A 19,624-nucleotide genomic window follows, 5' to 3' on the forward strand; every position below is an offset into this window, starting at 1 on the left:
ATTGTTAACAGCCAAAACTATCGTTTTTTCCATTACTTCGTAACTCCATTTGATACTTTAATGATGTTTTAACCTTTGCTCCGTGATGGTTCTCTGGCATCCCTTGGTGGAAACAGATATCGCACGCCATGTGGAGAGTTGGTCAAAATATAGACATCGGACTAGTGAGATTACCGCTATTATTGATGAAAAAAGAAACATAGTGAATAAGAATATTCCTAATAGCTTAGGGGCTATTGATCTTTAGTGGTGGATTATTAGGCGGCATGACGGACTGGTATAATTACTTTCGCCAAAAACTAACCATGACAGTACAATATGCCAATAACGATATCAACAGATGAATACTGGTCAACGCTAATCCACTTGGTGCTGAGAACAGGTCGCGTCTATAGCAAGCCAGAACCCAGAAATACGGTGGAAGGTATTTTGTATCGAATGCAGGTTGGCTGCCCTTGGCGTGATGTCCCAGACGCTTTTGGACATTGGCGTGCCATCTATCAGCGGTTTAACTTGTGGTCAAAGAAAGGCGTTCTTAATGCAGTTCTTTATCGAGCTTAGGCAATTGGCTGATTTAGAAGACGGTAGCGTCGTTAAAGCCCATCAGCATACTCCCCCAAAAACCAGACAACACCACCTGTTTGCTCAATGTTTTTCACTCTCCCCTCCATTCTCTCTCTGATTGGGTTCTCAACCTGAAAAAACATTGCGTAATCACTGCAGCTTAAGGTTAACTGAGTTTCCTAACCTCTTTCATCCTATCGAATTAAGCCGTATGTTGAGCAAAAAAAATCGTCATCTCCTGCCGTTAATCGGTGCTCTATTCACGTTATATATTGTTTGGGGATCAACCTATTTTGCCATACGGGTTGGGGTTGAAGGGTGGCCACCGTTGATGATGGCCGGTGTTCGCTTTCTGGTCGCCGGTTTTTTGCTGTTCGTTTTGCTGTTGCTGCGCGGTTACCCGTTGCCGACGCTGAAACAGTGGATGGCAGCGGCGGTTATCGGCATCCTGTTGCTGGCGGTAGGCAACGGGCTGGTCACCATTGCTCAGCACCAACAGGTTCCTTCAGGTATAGCTGCCGTAATGGTAGCAACGGTTCCGCTATTTACCCTGGGATTCAGTCTATTTTGGGGAATGCGTAATAGCAGACTCGAGTGGACCGGTATCGCGCTGGGTCTGCTGGGCATTGTACTGCTTAATACCGGGAACAATTTGGTGGGTAACCCTATGGGAGCGCTGTTGATCTTGCTGGCTTCCGCCAGTTGGGCCTTTGGTTCGCTGCTCAGCGCAAAAGTTTCTTTGCCCGCTGGCCCAATGGCGGGGGCTGCAGAGATGCTGGTTGCCGGGGTGGTACTGACCATTATCAGTCAATTGAGTGGTGAGCATCTGGATAAGATGCCCAGTTTCAGCGCTTTTATGGCTCTCAGCTATCTGATTGTTTTTGGTTCGATGCTGGCGATCAGCGCCTATATGTTTCTACTAAAAAACGTGCGCCCGGTGGTGGCCACCAGCTATGCCTATGTCAACCCGGTGGTCGCCGTGTTACTGGGTGTCGGTTTTGCTGGCGAATCGCTAACCCTTCGTGAATGGGTCGCCTTGGTCATCATTGTTGCAGCGGTGGTTTTGGTGACGCTGGGTAAATATCTGTTTCCCAAACCGGCAAAAACAGGACGAGTCAGTGAATAGTCTGGCTGTTGTTTGCCGGGGGAAATCGCTTATACTCAGTTTCGTTTATAGGGCCGCGGCTCAAATTATTTCCGGCGAAACAACCATGGCGAAACAACCATTATGTTGAAAAAAGTGTTGGTCATCGTTATCACTTTATGTGCCTTGGGTTCTCTAGGCGGCGTTTTCCTAGCTGGGTTGAATATATATACCCGCTCCACCGTACCACAGGAAAAAGTGGTAACCACTAGCGATCAGGCAAATACGGCTAACGGGAATACCGCGCACTGATGTTCCCGCTTGCTTGAATAATCAAGGCGAACAATTAATTAGGTTAGGGATATGAAAAAAACCATTTTGGCATTAACGTTACTGATATCTGTACCTGCTTTAGCTGAAGACGCTGCCACTATTAAGGATGGCGTAAAAGGTTTTGTCTCCGGTTTGGTATCTACGGGCAAAGACACATTAAGTGGTGTCAAAAGCGGCATTGATGATGGGCGAAAAACTGGTGAAAGCGTTGATAGTGCAACCATTATTACCGAAAAAGAAGGGTTGAATAAATTTATTGAGGCCTCGGTGCTCTCTGCAACCAAAGTCGGCGAAAAGGAGAGTAAAGAATACGAAGTGACCTTGGCGTTGCGTAATAAATCAGACAAACCAGTACGGCTGACTAACCTTAATGAAGCTAATTCATTAGTGTTACTCGATGCTAGTGGTTTTGCTTCGCTATTGAAAACGTCATTATCACCGAGTGCGGCTGAAGTAATGGTCCCTGCCAGTGCCGCGGTAAAAGTACGTTATACCTTCACTAATGTTGAAGATGCACCTGCTTTATTACGTCTTTATGGTGTCAATATCACAGTCCCTCAAGCTGATAAAAAGTAGTCGCTGGTGATTTAATTAGCGCAGAGCAGTTAACCCTCTACCTTGCCTTTTCAAGTTGCAGGGGCCACTGCAACTTGAACTCTGACTGGTATATGATGACACTCTCCTACTGCTTACTCATAGGCGCACACTAACCATGAACTCACCTTTTTTAGTCTCTGCACAATGGCTTGAGCAACATATTGACGATGAAAATCTGGCGATAGTGGATGTACGGATGTCTCCGGTAGGTCAGGTCCCCAAGAAGGATATGCTGGCTGAGTTTGAACGAGGCCATATTCCTGGTGCGGTTTATTTTGATATTGATGATGTGGCAGATAAAAACACCACCCTGCCACATATGCTCCCCAGCGCCGAGGATTTCAGTGCTGCGGTGAGCAAGCTGGGCATCAATGAACAACATACCATTGTGTTCTATGACGAAGGCAATCTGTTCTCTGCCCCACGTGGCTGGTGGACCTTCCGTAATTTTGGTGCGCCGAATGTTTTGGTGCTTGATGAAGGTTTGCAGGGGTGGCGCTCACGGGGTTATGCCCTGGAAACAGGTCCAGCACAGCCGGTACCCGCGCACTTTCATGCCCACTTTAACCCGGAAGCCGTAGTGAATATGCCGCAGGTGGAACAGGCAATAAATAGCGAATGGCAAATTCTGGATGCCCGCTCGGCTGCACGTTTTCACGCCCAAGCACCGGAACCGCGCCCCGGTCTGCACTCAGGTCATATTCCTGGCAGTATTAACGTTCCTTATGACGAACTGTTGGAAAAGGGGTGTTTTAAATCATTAGCAGCACTAGAAGCCACATTCCGCGCTAAAGGTGTTGATCTCCAGCGGCCAACCATCGTCAGTTGTGGCTCAGGTGTCACCGCAGCGGTATTGGCGCTGGGGTTGCAATCTCTGGGGACCAAGCAAGTCAAGTTGTACGATGGTGCCTGGAGCGAATGGGGCCAGTTAAGTGGCAAACAACCTATAGCCCAAGATTAACCGTGAGGGGCTAACGGCCCCTTCGAATCATTGCGGAGTTCGTGCCCACAAGACGCCCTCGGTTTAAGCGCCGCGAATACGCAAGGCTAACCCTTTCAGAAAGTAACGTAACATCTGATCACCGCACGGGCGGTAGTTTTTGTTATCCGGCTTGCGGAATAACGCACTCAATTCCGGTTTGGAGATCCGGAAATCAACGGCAGTAAAAATCTGGTGCAAATCAATATCTTTCAGTTCAAAGGCGACACGTAATTTTTTCAGTACCAGGTTATTGGTAATCGGCAGTTCTAATGCCGGCGCTGGAAATTTATCATCCTTGCCGCGTTTAAAAAACACCAAACCATTCAGGAAATGGGCCATGACTTCGTCCGGGCATTTTTCGAACCCCTCTTCACCCTCTTTAACCGTATAAGCCTTCATGGCTGCGGCGTCGACGTCAAAATCGTCCAGTTTGACGATTGCCGCCATTTTTACGTCATTCAACGCCAGTATGTAACGCACACTGCGCAGCACATCATTATTAATCATGGAATTACCTTTGGTGTTTCAATCAGGGAAGACATATCGCGTTGATAATATCCTTAACACAATACAAACTGCAAAATGGGTAGGGGCAAAGCAGTACATTTTGCTGGCACCGCAAGTATAGGGTGCCCGGAAGGGGTTCTCAATCTAATTTGCATGGACCAACCCACGTTGGTCCACCAGCATCAGCAATAAGTCGTTATACGATTATTTGTCGATCTGTTGCAGTGCAGCACGCATTCCGTGCTGCAGAATAGCCTGCAAGTCCTGCGTTATCGCAGCAGTAAGCCCAGGTACCTCATTCAGATCCTGCCCCCAGTGTGCTTTATCGGCCAGCACACTTTCCACTAACTGCACGAGTGTCAGTTTATGGCTGTTTACCCCACTCCACAGCGTTTCAAACTGTGTTAACCAATGGGCATCATCCTGCAACGGATAACTTCCCGCTGGCCGCTCACCACGATAAAAGGCAATCAGTGCCGCCAGGGCAAAAGTCAGGCGTTTTGGTAACTGCTCACTCTTGTGCTGACCGGCCAGTAACTGCGGCAGAATACGCGTGCGGAATTTGGTCATGCCATTAAGTGCGATGGATAACAGTTGGTGTTGAATAAACGGGTTACGGAAGCGGTTTTGTACGGCCTCAGCAAAAGGTTTCAGTTCCTCTTGTGGCAGGTCAAGCACCGGAACAATTTCCTCTGCAATCGTGCGTGCTACATAGCCACCTATTTGCTCATCGCTCATGGCCTCACCCACCGTATTCAAGCCGGCAAGAAATGCCACTGGCACCAATGCGGTATGCGCGCCATTAAGAATAGCGACCTTGCGCTCTTTATAGGGTTTGATGTCATCGACAATGTGAACATTAAGCGCCAATTGATCCAGATGTAGCTCTTTTGCCAACCATTGTGGGCCCTGAATCACGAACAGGTAGAAGTGCTCCGCAGTATCCAGGAAACTATCACGGTAGCCCAACTGCTGCTGCAACTGTTCTTCTTCACCGCGCGGGTAACCGGTAACAATGCGGTCAACTAGTGTGGAACAGAAGGTATTGCAGTTATTTAACCAATCGATGAATGAGTGCGGTAGCTGCCACTGCTGCGCATAACGCAGAACATACTCTTTCAGGGTTTCGCCGTTGTAGTCAATCAGCTCGCAAGGCAACACTACCCAGCCCTTATCTGCGGCACCGGAGAAATGGGTAAAGCGTTCAAACAGTAGACGTGTCAGCTTAGCCGGGAAACTGGTGGCGGGGGCATCGGTTAATTTATCTTCTGGCAGATACGTGATACCCGCTTCGGTGGTGTTGGAGAAGACAAAACGCATCGCCGGATCATGGGCTAACGCCAGAAAATCTTCGTATTGGCGATACACGTTCACTTCGCGATTAACCGAACGAATCAGGCGTGGTTCACAAACCGCCTCGCCACTCTCATTCAACCCACGAATAATCGTGGTATAGAGCCCATCCTGGGTATTTAAAGATGGCGGTTGATCACTGTCTATGGGGCGCACCACCACCACGCCTGCATTTAAGCCGGTATGCTGGTTTAACAAGTCAATTTGCCAATCGATAAAAGCGCGCAGGAAGTTACCTTCACCAAACTGGATAATACGATCAGGATATTGTGCCCCAGGGAATTCGCTACGGTTTAATGTTTTCATCTTTTGTCTTACTCCTTGCATCTGGTGGTGCCCATCGCGTTTGAAAGCGCAAACTGGGACTAAAGGTTCTTGGCTGTTGTTATCCGGTATAAAAGCAATTGGGGTTGAGCTCACGCAGGAATTTTGTGATGCAGCGCAAAATAAATGACTTTAAATGGGTTTTAAATAGATAAAAAGGCATAACAGCGGAAAAGAACCATGAGTCGAACGCAGAACCTGCGGCAAAATGTAGTGAATCAAATGATTGATAGCATCATCAATGGTCACCTCCACTCACCACTGCCCTCGCAGGCTACTCTGGCGGAAATGTATAACATCAGCCGTACCACGGTGCGTCACACCTTGGCCCATTTGCATCAGCGTGGCGTATTAGAAAAGGTCAATGGTGATTATGTGATCCTGCGGCGCCCCCTCGCGGAAGATGGCTTTGACTGCATCACCCACTCGCTGGATGAACAGACCCAACGCTTTGAACAGGCGTTTTACCAAATGATTAATCAAAGACAGTTACGTGCTGGGGACTCATTCACTGAATTGCAACTGGCTCGTCAGATTAACGTCAGCCCAGTGGTGGTGAGGGAATTTCTGCTGCGGTTCAGCCGTTATGACCTGATTGATAATGTCCGACGCGGGCAGTGGCGGATGAAAAAACTCGATCAACACTATGCCGAGCAACTGTTCGAACTGCGGCAAATGCTGGAAACCCACGCGCTATCGCGTTTTATCAATTTGCCGGTAGAGGATCCCCGTTGGTTACAGGCCAAAGAGCTGCTGATCCAACATCGGCAATTGCGTGACACCATCGCCACCGATTATCGCCAGTTCTCTCAATTGGACCGCAATTTCCACAGTCTGCTGCTCTCCGCTGCCAACAACCGATTTTTCAATCAGGCGATGGAGGTCATTTCGGTTATTTTTCATTTCCACTATCAATGGGATGAAACCGACCTCAAGCAACAGAATATCGTCTCGATGGAAGAGCATATGGCGATTCTCAGTGCGCTACTCTGCCGCAATGATCAAGTGGCAGCGCGAGAACTACTCCGCCATCTTGAAACCGCCAAACAGGCGATGATCCGCTCACTCAAGCTGGACCTCGCTTAAATGAGACCTGCTTTTTATCAATAAAAACCACTTGATTGCCGCATTTAATCCAACGCAAAAAAGTGTAACCCTAATGCGGCGTTAACTTGCCCCAAAGTGGCCAGTGTTACTTGATGGGCACGCAAGGTGCCGGCCTGCAGGATGCGCAGCAACTCAAATTATTTTGAGTCTATTTGGGGAAATACTTATCTGGTTAGGCTACTGCCAGCGACTATCAGTGTTGAACATCACAATCTGCTTCAAACTGGATCTCTGCGCTCGGCAGCGCGCTGATTAGTACGCCAAAGCTTCGGATATTCGATAATGTGGCATTATGATGAGCGCGGATCTGTAAACCACTGGCGTGCGGTTTATCATGGCTGGTATGCGCATCGGCTGCCAGCACCACCGGATAACCCAATCCGGCCGCCCGGCGGGTGGTGGTATCAACACAAAACTCGCTTGAATAGCCACAAATCACCAATTGACTTATTCCCCCAGCGATCAGCAATTTACCCAAATTAGTCGACAGAAAACTGTCCGGGGTGGTTTTATCTACCCGATAATCGCCCTTTGCTACGCTTAAATCGGCATGAATTTGCCAACCATGGCTACCGTAAGCCAGTTCCTGCTGAGGCGTTTGATGCTGAATAAAAATCACCGGTGCCTCTGCCTGCCGAGCGCGCTCAGTCAGTTGATTAATCCGTTCAATCACCTCAACCGCCTCTGCTGGCGGTGGCGTAAACAGGCCTTGCTGTACATCAATCACTAACAATGCTGATTTCATCACCACTCCATCTGATCCCTGAGGGTTGAATACTGGGCCCCTACCTTGAGTAAGGCGTTCATTCAGTAACTAAAACAGATATACTATACCCAAAATCATTCGAGTTGCGGATAGATGGCAACCTGAGTGACCACCGAGACAACGTAAAGTCGCAAACACAAACAGAACATTTACACCAGAGCCGAATTAGGATACAAGGCTGCATGAAAATTCCAAAACGACTCCAGCCATTGGTAGATGATGGCTTAATCGATGATGTCATCCGCCGTTTAAAAAGTGGCAAAGAAGCCGACGTATTTATCGTGCGTTGCGGTAATGAGATCCGCTGCGCCAAAGTGTACAAAGAAGCGGATAAACGTAACTTCAAACAAGCAGTAAACTATCAGGAAGGGCGTAAAGTACGAAACAGCCGTGACGCCCGCGCGATGAAAAAGGGCTCCAAATTTGGTCGCCAACAACAAGAAGAGTCCTGGCAGAATACCGAGGTAGATGCCTTGCACCTGTTGGCTAAAGCGGGCGTTCGTGTGCCACAGCCGGATATCTGTCTGGATGGGGTACTGCTGATGGAGTTGATCACCGACGAAGAGGGCCTGGTGGCACCGCGTCTCAGTGATGTTACGCTGACACCTGAGCAGGCACTGCATGACCATGCTTTAATGATGAACTACGCAGTACGGATGCTTTGTGCCGGTTTGGTACACGGGGATTTATCCGAATTCAACGTATTAATGGATAAAGACGGGCCGGTTATCATCGATCTACCGCAGGTGGTCGATGCCGCAGCCAACAACCATGCCCAAAGCATGTTCGCCCGTGATATCAACAATATGACGCAATATTATGGTCAGTATGCACCACAACTGCTTGGTACCCAGTACGCCAAAGAGATTTGGGCGCTCTATCAGGAAGGTAACCTGACACCAGCCTGTGTGCTGACAGGCAAATTCAGTGAAAGCAATAAACGCGCTGATGTCGGTTCCGTGCTGGAAGAGATCCAAGCCGCCAGCGATGAACATCAGCGGCAGTTACAAGCACGTCAAGAGGACTAATCTACCCGCCCCCCGATCTGCCACATCGGGGCCATAATTTAAAGCCAGCGCCTTACCCGCTGGCAATATGCCGGGTACTCTGCGCTAAAGCGCTGGGTGAGAAAACGCTCTTCTCGCGGAACCTGTACGTAGTCGAGATAAACAAAAAACAGCAACCACCCGAGCCAGACCAGCCAACTCCCCAAAACCAAGGCCCACGCCGCCAATAATAGTAGTTGCCCCAGATAGATTGGATTACGGCTAAAGCGGAAAATACCGTTAACTATCAGTACATTAACCTGCTGAAATTTTTGCGGATGTACGGTGGTATTGGCACGGTGAAAAGCCAAACTGGTGCTGAGCATCATGGCAAAGGAAAGCACAACCAACACCGTGGCCAAACTGAAAATAAAGGTGTTCCCCTGCCATCCCCCGCCGGACAACCAATGAATAATCCACATTCCTACTCCGCAAACCGCCAACACCACCGGTGGCAAAAGTAACCCGTTTAAGGACTTTGTTATTTTTAGTTTTGGCGTAACCATGATGATATTCTCGAAGTGGTTTGAAATCGTTTAATGGCTGTAATCTGAACAAATTTGAGTATATATTCAACATTGGCAACCAGGAAAAAATAATGAACAAGGATATTCCACAGTTTTGGCGTGACGAACGCCTGCCGTTTGTTGAAGCCCGAGCCATTGAAGATGGTCGTCGCATACATTATGCCATGCACAGCCATGAGTTTTTCTCTATTGGCGCGATTACTGCGGGCCATAGCCATTATCTCAACGGCGATCAACAACTGCAGGTTAAGACTGGCGATATGGTTATCATCAACCCGCAACAAGCTCATGGTTGTAACCCAATTAGCAATCAATGCTGGTCCTACATCATGTTTTATATCGACCCGCAATGGTTGGCAAAATTACAGCAAGAAAACAGTGAGGACAAAAGCCCGGGTTTTAGGCCTTTTGCTGATATTGTGAGCCATGATGCCACACTGTTTAATGGTCTGAATCAGTTATATCGCATTTTAACCACCCCAAGCTGTTGTCATCTGGAGAAACAAATTGCGCTAGTCGATTACTTTAGCAACTTGCTGCAACAATTAGGGGTTACGTCCCCTTCCCTGTTTGACCACTCGCCGAAGTTAGCAACAGCAGCCAGGTTTATCCGTCATCACTGTACAGAACCCCTGACACTGGAAGCCATCTGCCAGGCATCGGCGCTTTCCCCCTCTTACCTGATCCGCTCATTTAAAAAGCACTATGGTATGACCCCCCATGCTTATCTGGTTAATCAGCGTATTCAGTATGGTCATCGCTTACTGAAACATGGCTTGCCCATCGCAGCCGCAGCGCACAAAAGTGGTTTTGCCGATCAAGCGCACTTTCAACGAACGTTTAAACAGTTGTTAGCCGCCACACCCGGTCAATATCAAACCCCTTCAACCACCAAATAGCTGGCACTGAGTACCAACAACAGCGCCATCAGCCGGTTGAAGTACCGCACAATATGTGCACGCTGCAAGAAACGACTCAGCATGCTGCCTGCGCAAACCCAAATGGCAACTGAGGCATAACAAATCACAAAGTAGATCAGAGCAAACTGCCATAACAGGCCCTCGCCGCTATCACCAACAAATGCGCCCATACCTGCCGTTGCAGCCAACCAGGCTTTCGGGTTCAACCATTGCAACCCGGCACCATACCAATAAGACGGTCTCTTGGTGTGTTGGTCCTGTTGCCATTGCCCACTATCAACAGCAAGCTGGTAAGCCATATACAGCAAGAAAAGCACGCCAGCCCACAAAATCGCCGCAGTCAGCCCCGGCCACCGTATCAGTATCTGATTGAGCCCCAAGCCAACCAGTATCAGTAATAAGGTGAAACCCACTGTCGCACCGGTAACATGCCGCAAGCTGGCGTAAAAACCAACCTGGGCACCATTGGCGAAAGCCACAATATTAACTGGCCCTGGTGTAATGGACGTTGCCAAGGCAAAGGCGGCCATAGAGAAGTAAATTGTCATTGCTAAGTCCCTATATAATATTTTGTGAATCAAGTGACTGGAGGAAGGCTGATTGATAAGACGTTCCTCACGAATCAGCTCTACCTGTCGTTGGCTGATTGGATGGCCGGTGACAAATTTGAATAAACTGGGATACAGGGACTAGCCTGCCTGAGGAACAACCGCGCGTATTGAATAAAATTACCCAATATCAGTCACTTTTTACGCACCGAGGATAATGGAATAGGGGCTAGGTAAGAGGTCTGCTGACAGGATACTGAGACTACTGCAGTGCACAGTTTTCACGAAAGTTATGGTATTATTCTGCGCGATATTATTCTAATTTCGTAGGCATACCATGGCATACATTCCTAAAAACTATGCAAAACTCGAAGTCGGTTATCGTGAGAAAGCGCTGAAACTTTTCCCGTGGGTATGCGGGCGCTGTTCACGGGAGTTTGTTTATTCCAACCTGCGTGAGCTCACCGTGCATCACATCGATCATGACCACAGTAATAACCCAGAAGATGGCAGCAACTGGGAAATGTTGTGCCTGTACTGCCATGATCATGAGCATTCAAAATACACCGAAGCCGACCAGTATGGCTCTACGGTCATTGCCGGTGAGGATGCCCAGAAAGACATCGGCGTGGCAACCCACAATCCGTTCGCCAACCTCAAGGCAATGCTGAAAAAATAGTCTATTTTGGTTACTGGGGCAGAGCCGCCACTGACGTGGATTTGCCCCTGAATAACCACATGGCAAAAATCATCCGGCGCCGCATCACTATTGGCTGTTTTTGCGTAACTCCGTTACCGGTACCCCGCCAATTCCCCAGTTATCAGTATCGACCTCATCAATCACTACCACGGTGGTTTTCGGGTTTTTATTTAGCACATCAACCAGTAACTGGGTGACGCCGGCAATCAACTGCTGTTTCTGCTCGGCGGTAGCGCCTTCACGGGTAATTTTAATATTAACGTATGGCATATCGCCCTCTGGTTACGAATAAATTGAGCTGAATATTAGCGGTTAATGGATCTGGCCATGCGGGTATAAGTATGGCGTACCCCACGGATCGCTACACTGTAGGCAAAAATATTTTCCGGTAACGCCAAACCAAGATAGCCGGTATCGCCAATATGGTGCAGATCGGCACCAGCCATTTTACTCATCAGCGCAATTTGACGGATGGTTTGTACATCGGCCCCTTCCTGAGAGGTACCAATCGCGGTCATGGCCAATGCCCCTTGTTGCTGTGTAAAAGCAATCAATGCGGCTACCTTTTCCTGCGACATCCCAGGAATAGTACCCGGTGCAGGCAACAATACGATATCTGCACCGTTTTCAATAAACAGAGCAATATCATGCTCATTAATCAACTGGCTACCACTTTCCCGTACAATACCCGCCCCGTGCATCTTGCCGGTCACCAACAGCAGTTTATCGCCGACCTCATCATGGATCTGTTTCAACGCTTCCGCAATCGCCTGGTTACTGACCCCATTATTAGGATTACCAGTCAGCACCACCATGCGTGCACCAAGCTGATAGAGTTTACGTGCATTTTCCGCGGTAGCCGCCCGCCCCGCCGTCACCTGCCAGAATTCATTATGTGTACTGGCAAACGCCGGGTCGACTGCTTCCAGGTTGACACCAATCACCCGTCCCGTCAGACGCTGTAACTCACGCAACACCTCTTCTGGTGCCACTTCTTCAGGCAAACCGGCAATCTGTGGCTGGTTAACATCAAAAAGATTCAATAGCAGTATATCCGCCCCCTGGCTGGCTGCCAGTTCGGCATTGGTAATGCTACTCAACAACGGTTGAGTCACCGCAATGGCTTCACTCACCAGGATCCGCCCCTCGCTAGCGCGAATGGCATACAGCAGTTCCGCTTTGCTCATATTGGCCAATTCACTGGCGCTACAATCCAGATATCGTTTCATAATGTCTTTCCCAATAACCAACCCATTGAGTTCCAAATTTATATACTGCACTCAAATGAGGGTAAAGAAATCCCCCCGGTTAAAAAGAATACCTTCGAGCGCATATCATAAAGATATTCTAACCAAACCCATATTCAGCAACATTTCTGACGCCATTGAGAAAAAAGTGCGATAGGTTTCGAGAAGACCATCAAATTACCCAATAAGATAAGGAATAACCCAAGAACAATATTCCACCCCCACTGATATCCCTCATAAATCGTCGAAATAATCAACGCAACCAGTGGAAACAATAAAGTCGTGTAAGCGGCTGCACTGGCACCGATACGGCCAAGCAAACTGAAATAAGCAGCAAAAGCAATCACCGAACCAAAGATAGCCAAGTAAAAGAGTGAACCAAGATAACGAACCGAGAATTCCACCTGAAATGAAGCGCCTTGTAGCAGTGCGATTGCAGCCATCAGCAATGCGCCATAGGTCATGGCATAGGCATTGGTTGACAGGATATCCAACCCACGGCGTTGATGACGCACACTGATCATATTACCGAGTGAAAAGCCGTATGTGCCTAACGCACTCAAACCAATCCCGGTGAATAATTCTGGTGCCATCTGTGTGGACACCAGATCCTGCCAGGAGAGTGCGACAATTCCCATCATCCCCAATATTGCTGCGGGCAACAAGGTCGGACTTGGGCGCTGACGAAAGAAAAGTATACTGTTAAGCGCATTATACAAAACAGCCATGGAGAAGATGACTGACTCCAGTCCGCTACTGATATAAGCGGCGGCACGATAAAAACAGTAAAAATTTAAGCCAAACACACAAGCGCCTTGCAACAAACAAAACAGGTGGTCACGTAAACTAATAGCATGCAAACGACGCATCACCAGTAAAATTATCAGCATCACCGCAGCAGAAAGCTGAAAGCGGTAACTGATCGAAACAGGAATAGCGACCACACTTTGCTGTTGAAGGGTGATTGCAATCCATGTTGTTCCCCATATCAGTACCACCACAAGATATAACAGCGTATTCATCATTAACTCCGATTAATCATCCTGAGTCACAGTATTCACTTTTTACGATGTTGATACTTTCACCACCTTGCTGACGATGACATATTCTTGCGCTTTTTTTCGCAAAACAGTGAGGAAAGGTTGATAGCAGAGATGGCGATTCTTTAAACTGGAATCGTTTTTCTAGCAAGATGGAACGCCTATGGCTTATCAGGCATTTGAAACTCTGCGGCGACACAGAGCTCAGTTACATAACAGTGTTCAATTAGGGTCAGGTGTACAATTAGCCGCCTGGTCTAATCGTAATGATTGTGTTACCCAGGAAAGCGCTGATCACCACACGCTCAGTCTGTATGTCGCTGACGGTTATGAGTGCTATCAGAAAGTGCTCGGCGGCTGGCAAAATGGTGGTGGGCCTGATCATTTCTGTATCATGCCGCGACAGTATGAATCCACTTGGGATGTGCGCAGTGAGCTCTCTTTTGTGCACCTGTATTGTACTGACCTGCATTTGCGTCATTTGCTTGAGCAAACTTGGGATCGCAGCCCCGCATCCATCAATCTCGAACAGCGATCATTTGGTGAAGATGCGCGGATTACGTCACTGTTTCGTCAGTTTCTACTCAGTTATGACTGGCAGGATAACGCTAATCAACTGGTTCTGAGCAGCACCACCACCTTGTTGATGTCACATCTGCTCCAGCATTATAGCCACCTGCAGTGGGGTTTACCTGCAGTACGCGGGGGCTTGGCACCGATAGGCTTGAAACGTGTACATGAATATATCGATAACCATCTTGATCAACCCTTGTTGTTGGCAGATTTAGCCCAGCAGGCTGGGTTAAGTGAATTCCATTTTGCCCGCATGTTTAAACACAGTACCGGCTTGGCTCCACACCAATATGTAATGCGTAGGCGTTTACAGCAAGCAGAGAGATTACTACGCGAGACATCCATTTCACTGACACTGATTGCACAGGCGTGTGGTTTCAGTTCAGCCAGCCATTTCAGCCACCGATTTAAGGTGGCCTATGGTTATGCTCCGATGCAATTACGACAACAAGCACGTTAAATATTGCCGATTAAGCGCCCCACGGTGACTCATTAAACCTAACCATCGACAAACTTTTCGAAGCCTATAGCCAGTTCATTTAAGTTGCGGATAGGTCGTGGCATAACAAAGCCCCAGAAACCGGATCAACCCAGTGACTGGGACAGTTCAGATAGAGCAAAAATCCATCACATGACTTGATCTAGCCACACTTATCTTAGCCGGGATTGAGCTTCGCCAACCCCGACACGGCCATTTCCAGATAAGCACGTGGACAACCCAGATTGATACGGATAAACCCTTTGCCTTGTTCACCAAAGCCATAGCCCATGGAAGGTGCAATCCTCGCTTGCTGCCGAACCGCTAATTGTAAAGCCGTATCATCCAGGCCCAGGGCGCGGCAATCCAGCCAGGCCAGGTAAGTACCTTCAGCATTAACCATGCGGCACCAAGGCGCATCTTGCGCCAAAGCTTGTGCAAACCAGCGGCGGTTTTCAGCCAAATAAGCGAGCAAGGCATCAAGCCATGGCTCCCCCTGTTGATAAGCCGCTGTTGCCGCCGTCATCGACAGGGCATTAAAAACATCCAGACCATGGGCATTCAGGCGTTCAACAAATTGCGCCCGCAGCACAGGGTTCGGGATCAGAAAATTAGAGATCCGCAGCGATGATAAACCAAAGGTTTTACTGGCCGAAGTGGCAACAATCACTTGATCATGCCACTGCGGGTCCAAATGCAGCAACGAAGTAAAACGCGCATCAGGAAGCAATAAATCAGCCCAGATCTCATCAGAAATCACCGTCACCTGATGCTGGCGACATAGCTGCAGTAATTGTGTCAATTCCTGTGGGTTCCAACATCTGCCCGTGGGATTGTGAGGGTTACAAAGCACCAGTAATGGTGGTTTTTCCCTTACCAGCAATGCCGCCAGTTGGGCAAAGTCAAAGCGATAATAACCCTCCTGCAGTTGCAACGGATTCTCCAATACCCGGCGGCCATTGAGGGTAATCACCTTGCTAAAAGAGCCGTAATAGGGCCCCTGGAGTACAATACCGTCACCCGGTTGGCTCAGCATCTGGATCAACAAGGCAATGCCCGGCACCACCCCTTCGATAGAGGTAAACCACTGGCGTTCCAGCGCTAACTGATGGCGTCGGGCAAACCAGTCAATCGCGGCCTGATAATAGTCATCGTTACGTTCGCTATAACCAAATACCCCATGCTCAACACGAGTATGTAGTGCTTGTTGCACTTTTTCCGGACAGGGGAAATCAAAATCTGACACCCACATGGGTAACAAATCGGTTTCACTCAACTGCAGATAGTGCGCCATAAAATCCCATTTTACCGAACTGGTATTATGGCGGTTGATCACTTGGTTGAAATCAAGCTGTTTCACCGCGTACCTCCTGCTGGGCTTCCGGGGTAATTTTGGCAATGCCAAAACCGGTAAATCCATAAATCAGCGCAAAAAATACTGCGGCATAGCACTGTATCGCCCAAGGCAGCAGATCTAGGGTGCTCACCCCTAAGGTGGTTGCCATATAAACACCCGCAGCTGTCCAGGGGATCAGCGGCTCAATGACGGTACCGGCATCTTCTATGGTGCGCGACAAGTTCTTATTATCCAGCCCCATACGGCGATAGGCTTCTTTAAACAGCTCTGCTGGAATCAACAGCGCCAGTTTGCCATCACTGGTCGCCCCAGTGACCAACATGGTGGTTGCCACCGTTGCCGCAATCAATTGCCCGGTGGTATGAACCACTTTCAGCAACCGATTGATAACCACTGTCAATGCCCCGGTCAGGGTCAACGCGCCCGCAAAAGAAAAAGCACAAAAAACCAGCAAGATGGTGCTCATCATGGAGAACATGCCACCGCGGTTTAATAGGCGCGGCACATCGGCGATCACCGTGCTGATATCATGCCCCCGATCAGAGAACATCGACAGGTTAAAACCATCCATCAAGGCATTCATACCTTGCTTGAGGGTAAAGCCCTGCATCACCACCGCCAGGCCAATAGCTAGCGCGCAAGCGGCCAGCATCACCGGGATCACTGGTCGTTTGGTCACCGCCCCCCACAACACCAATACCGGCGGCAAAATCAGCAACAGGTTAAAGTGATATAAGCTGTCTAACCCATGAATAATATCCGTGACCCGCTGTGGTGTGGCCACTGTGCCCATCACACTGCTATGACCAGCAATCAGATAAACCACCGCTGCCAGCACAAAACTGGGGATGGTGGTGTACATCAAATGCTTGATGTGGGCATAGAGATCCGTTTCAGCAACAATGGCGGCAAAGTTGGTTGAATCGGATAACGGTGAGATTTTATCGCCAAAATAGGCACCTGAAACCACCGCTCCGGCCGCAGCCGCTAGCGGCACATCCAAACCGGCAGCTACCCCCATCAACGCAACGCCCACCGTCCCGGCGGATCCCCAAGAGGTGCCGGTACATACGGAGATCACGCTAGTCAGAAAGAAAGCGGCAATCAGGATATATTGCGGGCTGATCAACTTCAGACCCCAGTAGACCATATAAGGGATGGTCCCACTGATCATCCAGGTACCAATTAACCCTCCGACGCAAATCAGGATCATGATCACGGGCATCGCCTTGGCCAATTTGGAGACGATAGAATTGATAATGTCATCCCAGTGATACCCCTGCCAAAGTGCCAACCCGGCAGTCACAGCGGCAGAAAGCAGCAATAAGGGTTCAATGCGTAGTTCCCATACGCCATAACCGAAAATCAAAAACATCAACATGGCAACAATTGGCAGCAACGCCTGCCAAAGATTGAGCTCTTTCTTATTATCCATAATTTACCCCTGGTTCCGATTAAAGATGCACCAGCGTAATTGATCCCCTTTGGGCAAGGTGTGAGCTAGCGCTTCAAGCTATGTAAGCGGTTTCATGAGCATGCTAAATGTGATAGCGGCCACAGAATTACCACTAGACCAGGAATTATTGCCATTGCGCCACTGAATCTCTTAACACCAGTTCAGCAGAAAACAGATTGTTCTGCGGTGGGAGTTCTTGTTGTTGCTGACTCAGTAATGCCAGCCTGGCGGCCCGTCTGGCCATTCGTTCGATGGGGTAATGCATGGTGGTCAACGCAGGATAGAGATAACGCGCTAATACCACATCATCAAAACCAATAATGGAAAGTTGCTCTGGTAACCTGATATGACGCAGATGTAACGCCCGGATCATGCCAGCGGCCATCACATCATTAAACGTGACCACGGCGGTAAACTGCTGCCCACTGGAGAGTAGCTTTTCCGCTGCCAGTTCTCCCCCCTCCTCATCAAAAGGAACACTGATCACCCACTCAGCGGGGACATCAATCCCCATAGCTGTCATCGCATCACGGTAGCCCTGCAGGCGTAATTGCCGATCATCAATGGGTAAATCAGCCGTGACACAAGCGATACGCCGGTGCCCTTGTTGCAGCAAGTAGTGAGTGGAAGCCTGAGCGGCGCTGCGATTATCCAGCCAAACACAACGATTGGCGATGGCCGGGAAATAACGATTGATGATGATCAGGCCAGGAGTATGTGCCGCATAGCGCAATACATCGGCGTCACTCATGCGGGTAATATGCGCCACAATGGCCTCACACCCTTGGTTGATCAGAAAGTCCAGCCCCGCCTTTTCACGCTCCGCTTGATGGCCACCACTGCATACCATCAATTTCGCCCCCTCTTTACGAGCTATCTCTTCCACCCCGCGCGCCAAACGAGAAAAAAACGGGTCCGCCAGGTTGCCTGTCAGCAATCCCAACATATTGCCGCTGCGCTTCGCCAAAGCCAGCGCCGCCGCATTGCGGTGGTAGTTGAACTCACGCATTGCTTTCTCAACACGTTCACGGGTAACAGGTTCAACGTAAGCGGTGTTATTAATCACGCGGGAAACGGTAGCACTGGATACTCCTGCACGCCGCGCGACATCTTTCATTGTGGCCATAAATATTCCATAGTTATCTGGATTCATTCCTCTTGCGGGCAGAGAACACCTTGAATGAACCTCGAACCCTCTTTATGATAATGTGAATCATTGCCATTTAAGGTGCATTTGTGCAGATAAAAATTGGGAAATTGACGCTAGTGATGTTGTTAGCCTCAGTAGTAGGATGTAGCAATACACCACCGCTCAGCTCATCGAGAGCCGCTAAACCACCCGTAGCAGAACCCCAGAAGATGGCAATAACGATGAATAATTATACCGTAAACAAACTACAGTCCCTACTGGCCCTACATAATGCGCTTCCCCAGGCGGATAAAAGCCAGATGATCGCGTTACTCTCCCAGGCTTTTCTTGATACGCCTTATGTGGCTAACCAATTAATTGGCTCAGCCAGTACACCAGAACAATTGGTGATTGATTTCAGTGGATTGGATTGTTTTACCTATCTGGATTACGTTCAGGCACTGAGAACCGCCAGCAACGAGAACGAGTTGGTAGAAAATGTCATCCAGACACGCTATATCAACGGGCGTATCGATTTCCAGCATCGCAAACACTTCTTTACTGACTGGGCACAGACCGAGCATATATTGGCTAGCGATATCACCGCGCAGCTCAGCCCACATGCGGTGACGGTCAGTAAACACCTTAACCGCAAAGCGGATGGCAGCCTCTACCTGCCGGGCCTGCCAACCGTTGAACGCCCTATTAGCTATATTCCCAGCGAGTTTGTTGACGATAATGTCATTACCCAGCTACAAACGGGCGACTATATCGGTATCTATAGCAAACTACCGGGGCTGGATGTCACCCATACCGGGTTCTTTATTATCACCCAACACGGGCCGGTTCTGCGCAATGCCTCCTCAAGCAAAGAGAGCATGAAGGTGATGGACTCTCCTTTTGCCAGCTATGTCAGCCATACCCCCGGTATTGTGGTACTCCGCCCACACTAATCGATGCGGAAGAGATCGCCTCACCTTCTGATA

20 protein-coding genes and 1 pseudogene are annotated in these 19,624 nt (G+C 48.9%); 10 read left to right on the forward strand and 11 right to left on the reverse strand.

What is annotated here, in order from left to right; translation table 11 throughout:
- Positions 1 to 318: 318 nt before the first annotated feature.
- The 4 genes and pseudogenes from IO95_RS24340 to sseA form a co-directional block, all read left to right on the forward strand.
- Positions 319 to 610: pseudogene (locus IO95_RS24340) on the forward strand (transposase); the annotation flags it as partial.
- 165 nt (positions 611 to 775) lie between these two features.
- Positions 776 to 1,690, forward strand: coding sequence for a drug/metabolite exporter YedA (gene yedA, locus IO95_RS18185; RefSeq protein ID WP_037386480.1), 915 nt, complete (start codon positions 776 to 778; stop codon positions 1,688 to 1,690).
- Between the two features lie 321 nt (positions 1,691 to 2,011).
- Positions 2,012 to 2,557: a hypothetical protein gene (locus IO95_RS18195; RefSeq protein WP_023492065.1), complete on the forward strand. Its 546-nt coding sequence runs from the start codon at positions 2,012 to 2,014 to the stop codon at positions 2,555 to 2,557.
- 136 nt (positions 2,558 to 2,693) lie between these two features.
- Positions 2,694 to 3,539, forward strand: coding sequence for a 3-mercaptopyruvate sulfurtransferase (sseA, locus tag IO95_RS18200; protein ID WP_023492066.1), 846 nt, complete (start codon positions 2,694 to 2,696; stop codon positions 3,537 to 3,539).
- Between the two features lie 63 nt (positions 3,540 to 3,602).
- Here the strand turns inward: sseA and IO95_RS18205 are convergent, their stop codons facing one another.
- Positions 3,603 to 4,067, reverse strand: coding sequence for a DUF1456 family protein (locus IO95_RS18205; RefSeq protein ID WP_023492067.1), 465 nt, complete (start codon positions 4,065 to 4,067; stop codon positions 3,603 to 3,605).
- 204 nt (positions 4,068 to 4,271) lie between these two features.
- The gene (locus IO95_RS18210; protein ID WP_023492068.1) at positions 4,272 to 5,726 is read right to left on the reverse strand and encodes a tagaturonate reductase; all 1,455 of its coding nucleotides are present in this window, start codon (positions 5,724 to 5,726) and stop codon (positions 4,272 to 4,274) included.
- A 198-nt stretch (positions 5,727 to 5,924) separates the two neighbouring features.
- On the opposite strand from IO95_RS18210, the gene IO95_RS18215 reads away from it, so the two are divergent.
- Positions 5,925 to 6,830: a GntR family transcriptional regulator gene (locus IO95_RS18215; protein WP_023492069.1), complete on the forward strand. Its 906-nt coding sequence runs from the start codon at positions 5,925 to 5,927 to the stop codon at positions 6,828 to 6,830.
- A 214-nt stretch (positions 6,831 to 7,044) separates the two neighbouring features.
- Here IO95_RS18215 and IO95_RS18220 read toward each other — a convergent pair whose 3' ends face one another.
- Positions 7,045 to 7,596 (reverse strand): cysteine hydrolase family protein, encoded by a 552-nt coding sequence (locus IO95_RS18220; protein ID WP_023492070.1) that lies wholly within the window; start codon positions 7,594 to 7,596, stop codon positions 7,045 to 7,047.
- Between the two features lie 203 nt (positions 7,597 to 7,799).
- Between IO95_RS18220 and IO95_RS18225 the strand changes: the two genes are divergently transcribed.
- Positions 7,800 to 8,645 carry a PA4780 family RIO1-like protein kinase gene (locus IO95_RS18225; RefSeq protein ID WP_023492071.1) on the forward strand — a complete coding sequence of 282 codons (846 nt, stop codon included), beginning with the start codon at positions 7,800 to 7,802 and terminating at the stop codon, positions 8,643 to 8,645.
- Between the two features lie 38 nt (positions 8,646 to 8,683).
- Here IO95_RS18225 and IO95_RS18230 read toward each other — a convergent pair whose 3' ends face one another.
- Positions 8,684 to 9,085: an isoprenylcysteine carboxylmethyltransferase family protein gene (locus IO95_RS18230; RefSeq protein ID WP_023492072.1), complete on the reverse strand. Its 402-nt coding sequence runs from the start codon at positions 9,083 to 9,085 to the stop codon at positions 8,684 to 8,686.
- 176 nt (positions 9,086 to 9,261) lie between these two features.
- On the opposite strand from IO95_RS18230, the gene IO95_RS18235 reads away from it, so the two are divergent.
- Positions 9,262 to 10,089: an AraC family transcriptional regulator gene (locus IO95_RS18235; protein ID WP_023492074.1), complete on the forward strand. Its 828-nt coding sequence runs from the start codon at positions 9,262 to 9,264 to the stop codon at positions 10,087 to 10,089.
- Here IO95_RS18235 and IO95_RS18240 read toward each other — a convergent pair.
- Complete coding sequence (locus IO95_RS18240) at positions 10,065 to 10,658, reverse strand: LysE family translocator (protein ID WP_023492075.1); 594 nt, start codon at positions 10,656 to 10,658, stop codon at positions 10,065 to 10,067. The genes IO95_RS18235 and IO95_RS18240 overlap by 25 nt on opposite strands.
- 337 nt (positions 10,659 to 10,995) lie before the next feature.
- Between IO95_RS18240 and yajD the strand changes: the two genes are divergently transcribed.
- On the forward strand, positions 10,996 to 11,337 hold the full coding sequence (gene yajD / locus IO95_RS18245) for an HNH nuclease YajD (RefSeq protein WP_023492077.1): 342 nt from the start codon (positions 10,996 to 10,998) through the stop codon (positions 11,335 to 11,337).
- Positions 11,338 to 11,424: 87 nt separating this feature from the next.
- Here the strand turns inward: yajD and IO95_RS18250 are convergent, their stop codons facing one another.
- From IO95_RS18250 to IO95_RS18260, 3 genes are all read right to left on the reverse strand, one after another.
- Positions 11,425 to 11,628: a 2-hydroxymuconate tautomerase family protein gene (locus IO95_RS18250; protein WP_023492078.1), complete on the reverse strand. Its 204-nt coding sequence runs from the start codon at positions 11,626 to 11,628 to the stop codon at positions 11,425 to 11,427.
- 35 nt (positions 11,629 to 11,663) lie between these two features.
- Positions 11,664 to 12,587 carry a dihydrodipicolinate synthase gene (locus tag IO95_RS18255; RefSeq protein ID WP_023492079.1) on the reverse strand — a complete coding sequence of 308 codons (924 nt, stop codon included), beginning with the start codon at positions 12,585 to 12,587 and terminating at the stop codon, positions 11,664 to 11,666.
- A gap of 134 nt (positions 12,588 to 12,721) precedes the next feature.
- Entirely contained in the window at positions 12,722 to 13,627 is a 906-nt protein-coding gene (locus IO95_RS18260) for a DMT family transporter (RefSeq protein ID WP_037386484.1), read from the reverse strand.
- Positions 13,628 to 13,808: 181 nt separating this feature from the next.
- On the opposite strand from IO95_RS18260, the gene IO95_RS18265 reads away from it, so the two are divergent.
- Complete coding sequence (locus IO95_RS18265; protein WP_023490088.1) at positions 13,809 to 14,678, forward strand: AraC family transcriptional regulator; 870 nt, start codon at positions 13,809 to 13,811, stop codon at positions 14,676 to 14,678.
- Between the two features lie 196 nt (positions 14,679 to 14,874).
- On the opposite strand, the gene IO95_RS18270 is transcribed toward IO95_RS18265, so the two are convergent.
- The 3 genes from IO95_RS18270 to IO95_RS18280 form a co-directional block, all read right to left on the reverse strand.
- On the reverse strand, positions 14,875 to 16,056 hold the full coding sequence (locus IO95_RS18270) for a MalY/PatB family protein (RefSeq protein WP_023490089.1): 1,182 nt from the start codon (positions 16,054 to 16,056) through the stop codon (positions 14,875 to 14,877).
- Entirely contained in the window at positions 16,043 to 17,488 is a 1,446-nt protein-coding gene (gene nhaC, locus IO95_RS18275) for a Na+/H+ antiporter NhaC (protein WP_023490090.1), read from the reverse strand. Before nhaC ends, IO95_RS18270 begins: the two co-directional genes overlap by 14 nt.
- 145 nt (positions 17,489 to 17,633) lie before the next feature.
- Positions 17,634 to 18,635 (reverse strand): LacI family DNA-binding transcriptional regulator, encoded by a 1,002-nt coding sequence (locus IO95_RS18280; RefSeq protein ID WP_023490091.1) that lies wholly within the window; start codon positions 18,633 to 18,635, stop codon positions 17,634 to 17,636.
- Positions 18,636 to 18,757: 122 nt separating this feature from the next.
- Between IO95_RS18280 and IO95_RS18285 the strand changes: the two genes are divergently transcribed.
- Complete coding sequence (locus tag IO95_RS18285; protein WP_037386511.1) at positions 18,758 to 19,591, forward strand: DUF1460 domain-containing protein; 834 nt, start codon at positions 18,758 to 18,760, stop codon at positions 19,589 to 19,591.
- The last annotated feature ends 33 nt before the right edge of the window (positions 19,592 to 19,624 follow it).

The sequence above is a fragment of the Serratia sp. DD3 genome (assembly GCF_000496755.2).

Coding starts and splice junctions, on each gene's coding strand:
- IO95_RS18215 (WP_023492069.1), top strand. CDS start 5,925: ATGAGTCGAACGCAGAACCTGCGGCAAAATGTAGTGAATCAAATGATT.
- IO95_RS18225 (WP_023492071.1), top strand. CDS start 7,800: ATGAAAATTCCAAAACGACTCCAGCCATTGGTAGATGATGGCTTAATC.
- nhaC (WP_023490090.1), bottom strand. CDS start 17,488: ATGGATAATAAGAAAGAGCTCAATCTTTGGCAGGCGTTGCTGCCAATT.
- IO95_RS18255 (WP_023492079.1), bottom strand. CDS start 12,587: ATGAAACGATATCTGGATTGTAGCGCCAGTGAATTGGCCAATATGAGC.
- IO95_RS18220 (WP_023492070.1), bottom strand. CDS start 7,596: ATGAAATCAGCATTGTTAGTGATTGATGTACAGCAAGGCCTGTTTACG.
- yajD (WP_023492077.1), top strand. CDS start 10,996: ATGGCATACATTCCTAAAAACTATGCAAAACTCGAAGTCGGTTATCGT.
- IO95_RS18210 (WP_023492068.1), bottom strand. CDS start 5,726: ATGAAAACATTAAACCGTAGCGAATTCCCTGGGGCACAATATCCTGAT.
- IO95_RS18205 (WP_023492067.1), bottom strand. CDS start 4,067: ATGATTAATAATGATGTGCTGCGCAGTGTGCGTTACATACTGGCGTTG.
- sseA (WP_023492066.1), top strand. CDS start 2,694: ATGAACTCACCTTTTTTAGTCTCTGCACAATGGCTTGAGCAACATATT.
- IO95_RS18265 (WP_023490088.1), top strand. CDS start 13,809: ATGGCTTATCAGGCATTTGAAACTCTGCGGCGACACAGAGCTCAGTTA.
- IO95_RS18280 (WP_023490091.1), bottom strand. CDS start 18,635: ATGGCCACAATGAAAGATGTCGCGCGGCGTGCAGGAGTATCCAGTGCT.
- IO95_RS18235 (WP_023492074.1), top strand. CDS start 9,262: ATGAACAAGGATATTCCACAGTTTTGGCGTGACGAACGCCTGCCGTTT.
- yedA (WP_037386480.1), top strand. CDS start 776: ATGTTGAGCAAAAAAAATCGTCATCTCCTGCCGTTAATCGGTGCTCTA.
- IO95_RS18195 (WP_023492065.1), top strand. CDS start 2,012: ATGAAAAAAACCATTTTGGCATTAACGTTACTGATATCTGTACCTGCT.
- IO95_RS18250 (WP_023492078.1), bottom strand. CDS start 11,628: ATGCCATACGTTAATATTAAAATTACCCGTGAAGGCGCTACCGCCGAG.
- IO95_RS18230 (WP_023492072.1), bottom strand. CDS start 9,085: ATGTGGATTATTCATTGGTTGTCCGGCGGGGGATGGCAGGGGAACACC.
- IO95_RS18260 (WP_037386484.1), bottom strand. CDS start 13,627: ATGAATACGCTGTTATATCTTGTGGTGGTACTGATATGGGGAACAACA.
- IO95_RS18240 (WP_023492075.1), bottom strand. CDS start 10,658: ATGACAATTTACTTCTCTATGGCCGCCTTTGCCTTGGCAACGTCCATT.